This is a genomic window from Sphingomonas sp., assembly GCF_048594985.1.
Classification (GTDB): domain Bacteria; phylum Pseudomonadota; class Alphaproteobacteria; order Sphingomonadales; family Sphingomonadaceae; genus Sphingomonas_I.
In genome coordinates this window covers 1-8,632 of sequence record NZ_JBMDXG010000212.1, presented here as the reverse complement: position 1 = coordinate 8,632, position 8,632 = coordinate 1, and the positions used below count along the sequence as shown (strand labels likewise).

Sequence of the window (8,632 nt, the reverse complement as noted above, 5' to 3'; positions counted from 1 at the left end):
CCGCCGTGGGGGTTGGGGCGCGCCTGTCGGCGGCGAAGTCGCACAAGGTGACGTCGGTTTCATGCCCGACGGCGGAGATGAGCGGGATCGGCGAAGCCGCCACCGCGCGCACGACCGCCTCCTCGTTGAAAGCCCACAGATCCTCGATCGATCCGCCGCCGCGCGCGACGATAATCAGGTCGGGTGGCTGGGGCAACGCCGCCAGACCGCGAATGCCGGCAGCCACCTGCTCGGCCGCGCCTTCGCCCTGCACCGCCACCGGCCACACGATCACGTGCGTCGGGCAACGATCCCCCAGCCGATGCAGGATGTCGCGGATCACCGCCCCGGTCGGCGAGGTGACGACGCCGATCCGCTGCGGCAGGAACGGCAGCGGCCGCTTGCGCTCCTCGGCGAACAGCCCCTCGGCGGCGAGCGCGCGGCGGCGCTGGTCGAGCAGCGCCATCAGCGCCCCCTGCCCGGCAAGCTCCAGCCGCTCGATCACGATCTGGTAGCGTGAGCGCCCGGGAAAGGTCGTCAGCCGCCCTGTGGCGATCACCTCGACCCCGTCTTCCGGGCGAAAGGCGACCGGCGTCCCCTTCCAGATCACCCCGTCGAGACAGGCACGGTCGTCCTTCAGCGTCAGGTAGGAGTGGCCCGACGCGACGCGCTTGAAGCCCGAAATCTCGCCGCGGACACGGACATGACCGAATGCATCCTCCACCGAGCGCTTCAGCGCCCCCGACAGTTCGGACACCGAGAGAGCGGGCGCGTTGTCGCCCGGCTGATCGTTCGCTAACAGCCCCGCAGTTTCGGGAGGAAAGTTCGACGCCATGAAGGTCCTGCTCATCGGTTCGGGCGGGCGCGAGCATGCGCTTGCCTGGAAGCTCGCGCAATCGCCGCGGCTGACGAAGCTGTTCGCCAGCCCCGGCAATCCGGGCATCGCCGAACATGCCGAGTGCGTCGATCTGGCGCCCGGCGCAATCCTCGGCTTCGCGCGGGAGGAGAATATCGGTCTGGTCGTCGTCGGCCCCGAACAGCCGCTGGTGGAGGGACTGGCGGACGAGCTGCGGGCGGCGGGGATTCTCGTCTTCGGTCCGGGCGCGGCGGCCGCGCGGCTCGAAGGATCGAAAGGCTTCACCAAGGATCTCTGCGCGCGTGCGGGCATTCCCACCGCCGCCTATGCGCGTTTCTCCGACGCGGAAGCGGCCAAGGCGGCGCTGCCGCGCTTTGGCCTGCCGGTGGTGATCAAGGCGGACGGGCTCGCGGCGGGCAAGGGCGTCGTCATTCCGACGACCGCCGCCGAGGCCGAGGCGGCGATCGACGACATGTTCGGCGGCGGCTTCGGCAGCGCCGGGGCCGAGGTCGTGATCGAACAATTTCTGGAGGGCGAGGAGGCAAGCTTCTTCGCGCTGACCGACGGCACGGCCATCGTTCCCTTCGGCACCGCGCAGGACCATAAACGCATCGGCGACGGGGATACCGGTCCCAATACGGGCGGCATGGGAGCCTACAGCCCCGCCTCGATCGTCACCGACGCGATCGCAGAGGAGGTGATGGCGCGGATCATCCGCCCCACCGTCGACACGCTCGCCGCCGACGGCACGCCTTATTCGGGCGTTCTTTATGCCGGGCTGATGCTGACCGCCGAGGGACCCCAGCTGATCGAATATAAGTGCCGCTTCGGTGATCCGGAGGCGCAGGTGCTGATGATGCGCTACGACGGCTGCCTCGTCACCCTGCTCGCGGCGGTGGCCGAAGGGCGGCTGGCGGAACTCGGCCCGCCCGCTTTGGCCGATCGGGTCGCGCTGACGGTGGTGATGGCGGCGGACGGCTATCCCGGCCCGCCGGTCAAGGGCGGCGCGATCGGCGGACTGGTAGAGGCGGAAGCTGCGGGCGCACAGGTTTTCCAGGCGGGGACGGCGCGGGTTGCCGATCACATCGTTGCGTCAGGCGGGCGTGTGCTGGCGGTGACCGCCACCGGCGACAGCGTGGCCGAGGCGCAGCGGGCCGCCTATGCGGCGGTCGACCGGATCGACTTTCCGACCGGCTTTTGCCGCCGTGACATCGGCTGGCGGGAGATTGCGCGCGAAGCGGTTGCCTGATCGCGCCCCGCAGGGCTAGGAGCGCCCCAAAATCTGGGGAGGCCGAATGAACACCACCGTCCTGATCGTCATCGCCGTTCTGGTGGTGGCGGCGCTGCTCTTCCTGCTGGTCGTGCGCGGCCGCAAGCAGCACGTCACGTTCAGCGATCAGACGCCGCTCGCACGCCCTGCGGCCCCGGCGGCCACGACGGTGGCCGATCCCGAACCCGCCGCATCGACAGAGGGACATGGCGTCGCCTCCGAAGTGGCGGCGGCGATCGAGGACGTGGTCGACCAGTTCGTCGGCATCGACGCGCATCCCTCGGGCCAACCGGAGTCCGCCGCTGGCGACCCGCTCACCCGGCTGAAGGGGCTCGGCCCCAAAGCGGCGAGCCGCCTCGCCGAAATCGGCGTCACCCGTTTCGATCAGATCGCCGCATGGGACGAAGCGGACGTCGACGCGATCGACGCGCAGATGGGCGCTTTCAAGGGCCGCATCCGTCGCGATCGCTGGGTCGATCAGGCGCGCCTTCTGGCGGCGGGCGATACGGCGGCGTTCGAAACCGAATTCGGCAAGCTCGGCGGCTGACCGGCCGGTCGGTCAGGCCTTGTCGCGCCGGCTGGCGAGCAACTTGTCGATCTTGCGTCCGTCCATGTCGACCACCTCGAACCGCCAGCCGTCATAGTCGAACGTCTCGCCCACGCTCGGCAGATGCTTGAGCACGGAAAGGGCAAAACCGGCGGCGGTGGCATAATCGCGATCTTCGGATAGAGGCACGCCCAGCCGCTCGGCAAGCTGGTCGGCGGGGAGCGATCCCGAAACGAGCCAGCTTCCATCCTCGCGCTGCACCAGCGGCGGATCGGTATCCTCGCCCACATCCGACGCGAACGCCCCGGCGATCGCGGCGAGCAGATCCGCCGGCGTAACCAGCCCGTCCAGATGGCCATATTCGTCATGGACGAACGCCACCGGCACATCGGCCACGCGCAGCACTTCCAGCGCGTCCATCGCGTCCATCTGGTCCGACACGACGGGCACGGGCCGCATCAAAGCGGCCAGGTCGATCGGCCGCCCGTCCATCGCCGCCGCCAGCAGATCGCGCGCCTGCACCACGCCGACCAGCTCGTCGACCGATCCATGCCCCACCGGCATCCGGCTGTGCGGCAATGGCGACGGTAGCGGCGCGTCGCTGTTCAGATCGATCCACTCGACCTCGGTACGCGGCGTCATCACCTCGCGCACCGGGCGATCGGCGAGCCGCACCACGCCCGAGATGATCGCGCGCTCGCTCTCCTCGATCACGCCGGCGGTCGATGCCTCGGCGAAGACCAGATGAAGCTCCTCGGCGGTGACGTGCGACTTGCTGTCGCGATCGAGCCTGAGCAGGCGGAAGATGATGCCCGTCGACTTGTCGAGCAGCCAGACAAGCGGCGCCGTGATCCACGCCAGCCAGCCCATCGGCCGCGCCACGAGCGCGGCGATCGGCTCGGGCGAGCGCAACGCAATCTGCTTGGGCACAAGCTCGCCGACGACGAGGTTGAGGTAGGTGGTCGCGACGATTACCAGGCCGAAGCCCCAGCTCGCGGCCGCCGACGCCGGGACGCCTAGCCGCGCAAGGCGGTCGCCGACCGGCCCGCCCAGGCTCGCGCCGGAATAGGCGCCAGCGAGGATGCCGATCAGCGTGATGCCGATCTGGACGGTCGACAGGAACTTGCCCGGATCCTCGGTCAGCGCCAGCGCCGCGCGCGCCCCCCCGCTGCCCCTGCGCGCCAGCGCCTCCAGCCGGGGCTTGCGCGACGAAACGATCGCCAGCTCGGACATCGCGAAGACGCCGTTGAGGAGGACAAGACCCACGATGATCGCGAGATCGATCCACGGGAACGGCGAAAGGGGAGGAGCGGACATGGCTGCTCCGGCGTGCATAGCGCCCGTCCTGCTTTAGGCAAGCCAGCCGTTCACATCGCGTAGCCCAATTGCTCCGCCCAAGGCGCGAGAATGTCCAGCACTGGCGCCATCTGCTGCCTGTAATGCTGCCACCGGCCGGCCGCGCGGGTATAGAGCGGTTCGCCGACCTGCGCGTAGCTGGCCGTGGCGATATGCCGGCGGCGCGCGGCGCTGGCGCGGTTGTCGAGCACGGCGTCCGTCCACGGGATATCAAGGAAGCGCAGAAGAGGCCGCATCTCGCTTTCCAGATTCTCCACCATCCGCTCGTACCGGATGGTGTGAACGCGCAGTGGCAAGACCTCGACCGACTTGGTCCACGCCTGCATCGACAGATCGTACAACCGCGCCGCCGACAGGATGTCGTGGAAATGCACGGTCGCCTGGTTCGTCTGGAAGCGCGCCATGAAGCAGCTCAACACCACGTCGCACGGATGCCGTTCAACGAAGACCATCGGCGCATCCGGGAACAGGCGATGGATCAACGGCGCGCGCACCAGGTGCAAAGGGAATTTGTCCACGACCATCTCCGCCTGATCGCTTTGCGGACGCAAGGTATGCACCAGTTGCCAATAGCGCTCGCGTAATTGCCCGGCCGTCCCGTCATCGAGCGAGGACAGTCCGTTCGGATAGCCGATCTCCGCGCCGAGCCGCTCCACCATCGGGGCTTCCTCGAACACCTCTACCGATGGCAGGTTCATGAGGAGCGTATCCAGCAGCGTCGTACCGGATCGGGGAAATCCCAGGATGAAGATTGGCGGCCGCCGATCCGGCGTCGTGATTTCGCTGGATGTCGGCGCTTCGTCCCGCGCGTTCAGATAGGCAATCGTTGCGACGATCTGCCCCGGAAAGTCCCGCGCGCGCGCATGGTCGGCCGCGGGACCGAGGGCAGACAGGCGGTTCATATCCGAGAAGGCCGCGAAAGCCTGCTCGGCGCGGCCCAGGCGGTCGGCGCTTTCCCCGACCAACTGCGCGCGACGCGAGGCATTAATCGCCGCGGGAGCGGCCTTCCCGATCGCAAGCGCCTCCTCGAACCGATGCGTGCGCTTGAACAGCCAGCCTTGCAGGAAATCGAGTTCGGGTCCGCTGGCGCCACGCTCACGGGCCTCGTCGAGCAGGGCTGCCATCGCATCGATCCGGTTGAGGCTCTCCAACATCATTCCGAGTTCAAGATAGGCAATCGGCTGCTTGGGATCGCGCGCAATGGCGTCGCGATAGGCACGTTCGGCCTCGTCGAAATGCCCGATCGCGGCCTCGGCCGAGCCCAATGCGATCAGGATCGGTACGGCGCCGGGGTAAAGTTTGCGGGCCTCCACCAGGGCCGCAAGTCGCTCCTCGTGGTGCTCGCCTCGCACCAGCGCCTGCGATAATCCCAAATAGGTGGCGGGATCGCGACGGATGGCGAGCGCCCGCCGGAACGCCTCGACCGCCTCACCCAGCTGACCCGCATGGGTGAGCGACAGGCCCAGATTGGTCCAGCTTTCGGCATCCTCGGGAAGGCCTGACAAAACGCGGCGAAACCGGGCGATCGCGTCGCTGTGCCGCCCCTGCTGCTGATCCACGTAAGCGACGATGCGTTCGAGCTGCGGAACGTTTGTTCCTGCCGCAACCTCGCGCGCCTGCTGCAGCTTCCCGGCATTCGCCAACGCGAAGGCGCGGTTGATACGGAGTGGGACGTTATCGGGCGCGAGTTGCGTTGCGGGGCGAAGATGATCCTCGGCTGCCTCGAACCGCCCCTGCTGCACGGCGATCATGCCGAGCATCCCCTGCAACGCGGCGTCGTTCGCGCCGACCGGCAACAACACAAGGCCGATCCGACGCGCCGCGTCCAGTTCGCCCCTGCGATAGCACTCGAACGCTTCCTGCAATCGGCCCTGATAGGCGAGCATGTCTATCGCGCTCCGTTGATCGGGAAGGTGCCCGCGCCGCGATATGGCAAATATGGTGTGCTCTGGTAAGAGAGCGGCGCTGTCCTGCTGCTTGCGGCGGCGTGTGGAGATCGAGATCAATGAGAAGCAGGATCATCGCTGCGGCGCTCGTCACGGCGGCCGGGGCGGCCGCGCTGCCGGCGCAGACGATCGACCGCGACGTCCGCTGCCTGATGGTGAGCAACGTGTTCGCGCAGGCGGAGAAGGACGCAAAGAAGAAGCAGCTCGCGCTCGCCTCCTCCTTCTTCTTCATGGGGCGGATCGACGGGCGACTGCAGCCTTCGCAGCTCAAGACGCAGCTGCAGGCACAGGCCCGCACGCTCAACAACAAGACGATCGGGCAGACGATGGATGGTTGCGCAAAGATCGTCCAGGCGAGCCAGCGCACTCTGGTCGCCACCGGACAGCAACTCGATCAGCAGGCGAAAAAGCGCTAGCCGGACTACTCCCGGCCGGCTGAATGGCAGCCGGTCGGTCGCGGACCCCATCAAAGACGAGGCGCGCCCCGAGACCGGTTAGGCCGGGGTCGTCTCCAGCGCCTCGTTATAGCCCATCCAGCGCGTCTCGACTTCTTCCAGCGCGGCGGCGGTCGCGGCACGGCGCTTCATCAGCTCGGTCATCGGCAGCTTGACCAGAGCGGGCTCCGCCCCGGCGGGATCGAACATCGCGCGGTCGAGCGCCGAGCGCTCCTTTTCCAGCCGCGCGATTTCGGCCTCGGCAGTCTTGATGTCGCGACGGAGCGCCTGCCCCTTCTCGCGCGCTTCGGCGGCGGCACGGCGATCCCCCTTGCGCGCCGCCTTGGCCTTGCCGCCGCCGGCATCCTTGGTCAGGACGAAGGACGTATAATCGGCGAGGCTGCCGTCGAATTCGCTGGCGGTGCCGGCATCGACCAGCACCAGCCGGTCGGCGGTCAGCTCCAGCATGTGGCGGTCGTGGCTCACCACCACCACCGCGCCCGCATAGTCGTTGAGCGCGCGCACCAGCGCCTCGCGCGCATCGACGTCGAGGTGGTTGGTCGGCTCGTCGAGGATCAGCAGGTGCGGCGCATCCCGCGTGATGAGCGCGAGCGCCAGCCGCGCGCGCTCGCCGCCCGACAGCTTGCGCACCTCGGTCGTGGCCTTGTCGCCCGAAAAGCCGAAGCGGCCGAGCTGCGCGCGCACCGCCGCCGGGGTCTTGCCCGACATCACGCGCGTCATGTGCTGAAGCGGCGTATCCGCGCCGTCCAGCTCCTCCACCTGATATTGAGTGAAGTAGCCGACCTTCATCTTGCCGCTCGCGGTCATCGCGCCTTCCATCGGCGCGAGCTGCGCGGCGAGCAGGCGGGCGAGCGTGGTCTTGCCATTGCCGTTGCGGCCCAGCAGCGCCAGCCGGTCGTCGGGGTCGATCCGCAGGTTCAGCCGCTGAAGGATCGGCTTGTCCTCGGTATAACCGACGCTGGCGAGGTCGAGCGTGATCAGCGGCGGCCGCAGTTCGTCCGGATCAGGGAAGTCGAACGACAGCGTCGGATCCTCGGCCAGCGCGGCGATCGGCTGCAGCTTGGCCAGCATCTTGGCGCGCGACTGCGCCTGCTTGGCGGTCGAGGCGCGCGCGCTGTTGCGAGCGATATAGTCCTGCAGCTTGGCGCGCTGCGCCTCCTGATTCGCACGCGCAGCCGCAAGCTGCGCCGCGCGTTCGGCGCGCTGTCGCTCGAACGAGTCGTAGCCGCCAGCGTAGAGCGTGACCTTGCCCTGTTCGAGGTGGAGAATGTGGTCGACCACATTGTTGAGCAGGTCGCGTTCGTGGCTGATGACAACCATCATCGCAGGATAGGATTTGAGGAAATCCTCCAGCCACAAGGTCGCTTCGAGATCGAGGTGGTTGGACGGTTCGTCAAGCAGCAGCAGGTCCGGCTGCGAGAAGAGCAGCGCCGCGAGCGCGACGCGCATCTTCCATCCGCCCGAGAAACTGTCGAGCGGCCGTGCCTGCATCTCGTCGTCGAACCCCAGCCCGACCAGGATGCGCGCGGCACGCGCCGGGGCGGCATAGGCGTCGATCGCCATCAGCCGTTCGTGGATGTCGCCGATCCGATCGGGATCAGTGGCCGTCTCGCTTTCCGCCAGCAGCGCCGCGCGCTCCGCGTCGGCGGCAAGCACGGTGTCGATCGGCGTGGCGTCGCCGCTGGGCGCTTCCTGCGCGATATAGCCGATCTTGGTGCCGCGCGGCATGTCCAGCGATCCGCCGTCGGGATCGAGCTGGCCGATCATCACCTTCATCAGCGTCGACGTGCCCGCGCCGTTGCGACCGATCAGGCCGACGCGCGAACGTGGCGGCAGCGCCGCGCTGGCGCCGTCGAGGATGGTACGCCCGCCAAGGCGGACGGTGATGCCGTTCAGGTTGAGCATGGCCGCGCGCCTATCACGGAGCGTGCGGTCTGTCAGCCGCGCTGGCGGCCGAGCCGATCGAGCGCCGTATCGAGCGCCTGAAGGAAGCGCGAGCGGTCGGTCTTGGCGAAGGGCGCGGGTCCACCGATCTGATCGCCGCCGGCCCGCAGATCGGCCATGATCGCGCGCGTGGCTATCGCGCCGCCGATCGATCCGGTAGTGAACGGCTTGCCCGTTGGGGCCAAAACCGTCGCGCCCTTCTTGAGGCAGCGGTCGGCAAGCAGGATGTCCGCCGTCACCACCACCGCATGCGCGTCGGATGCCTCGGCGATCCAGTCA

8 protein-coding genes are annotated in these 8,632 nt (G+C 68.2%); 3 read left to right on the top strand and 5 right to left on the bottom strand.

Features of this window, described 5'->3' with window-relative positions; translation table 11 throughout:
- A partial coding sequence (gene xseA / locus ACOJSF_RS08335) for an exodeoxyribonuclease VII large subunit (RefSeq protein WP_420141752.1) occupies window positions 1-814 on the bottom strand: 814 nt, incomplete at its 3' end.
- Here xseA and purD point away from each other — a divergent pair.
- Both purD and ACOJSF_RS08325 read left to right on the top strand, forming a co-directional pair.
- On the top strand, window positions 813-2,084 hold the full coding sequence (gene purD, locus ACOJSF_RS08330) for a phosphoribosylamine--glycine ligase (protein WP_420141751.1): 1,272 nt from the start codon (window positions 813-815) through the stop codon (window positions 2,082-2,084). The two genes, xseA and purD, sit on opposite strands and share 2 nt — an antisense overlap.
- 46 nt (window positions 2,085-2,130) lie before the next feature.
- Window positions 2,131-2,652, top strand: coding sequence for a hypothetical protein (locus ACOJSF_RS08325; protein ID WP_420141750.1), 522 nt, complete (start codon window positions 2,131-2,133; stop codon window positions 2,650-2,652).
- A gap of 12 nt (window positions 2,653-2,664) precedes the next feature.
- On the opposite strand, the gene ACOJSF_RS08320 is transcribed toward ACOJSF_RS08325, so the two are convergent.
- Together ACOJSF_RS08320 and ACOJSF_RS08315 are read right to left on the bottom strand one after the other, a co-directional pair.
- The gene (locus tag ACOJSF_RS08320) at window positions 2,665-3,987 is read right to left on the bottom strand and encodes a hemolysin family protein (RefSeq protein ID WP_420141749.1); all 1,323 of its coding nucleotides are present in this window, start codon (window positions 3,985-3,987) and stop codon (window positions 2,665-2,667) included.
- A 32-nt stretch (window positions 3,988-4,019) separates the two neighbouring features.
- Window positions 4,020-5,894, bottom strand: coding sequence for a tetratricopeptide repeat-containing sulfotransferase family protein (locus ACOJSF_RS08315; RefSeq protein ID WP_420141748.1), 1,875 nt, complete (start codon window positions 5,892-5,894; stop codon window positions 4,020-4,022).
- A gap of 119 nt (window positions 5,895-6,013) precedes the next feature.
- Here ACOJSF_RS08315 and ACOJSF_RS08310 point away from each other — a divergent pair, with 119 nt between their 5' ends.
- Window positions 6,014-6,370 (top strand): hypothetical protein, encoded by a 357-nt coding sequence (locus tag ACOJSF_RS08310; RefSeq protein ID WP_420141747.1) that lies wholly within the window; start codon window positions 6,014-6,016, stop codon window positions 6,368-6,370.
- 78 nt (window positions 6,371-6,448) lie between these two features.
- Here the strand turns inward: ACOJSF_RS08310 and ACOJSF_RS08305 are convergent, their stop codons facing one another.
- Both ACOJSF_RS08305 and ACOJSF_RS08300 read right to left on the bottom strand, forming a co-directional pair.
- Window positions 6,449-8,314 carry an ABC-F family ATP-binding cassette domain-containing protein gene (locus tag ACOJSF_RS08305; protein WP_420141746.1) on the bottom strand — a complete coding sequence of 622 codons (1,866 nt, stop codon included), beginning with the start codon at window positions 8,312-8,314 and terminating at the stop codon, window positions 6,449-6,451.
- A 32-nt stretch (window positions 8,315-8,346) separates the two neighbouring features.
- A partial coding sequence (locus ACOJSF_RS08300; RefSeq protein ID WP_420141745.1) for a DUF188 domain-containing protein occupies window positions 8,347-8,632 on the bottom strand: 286 nt, incomplete at its 5' end.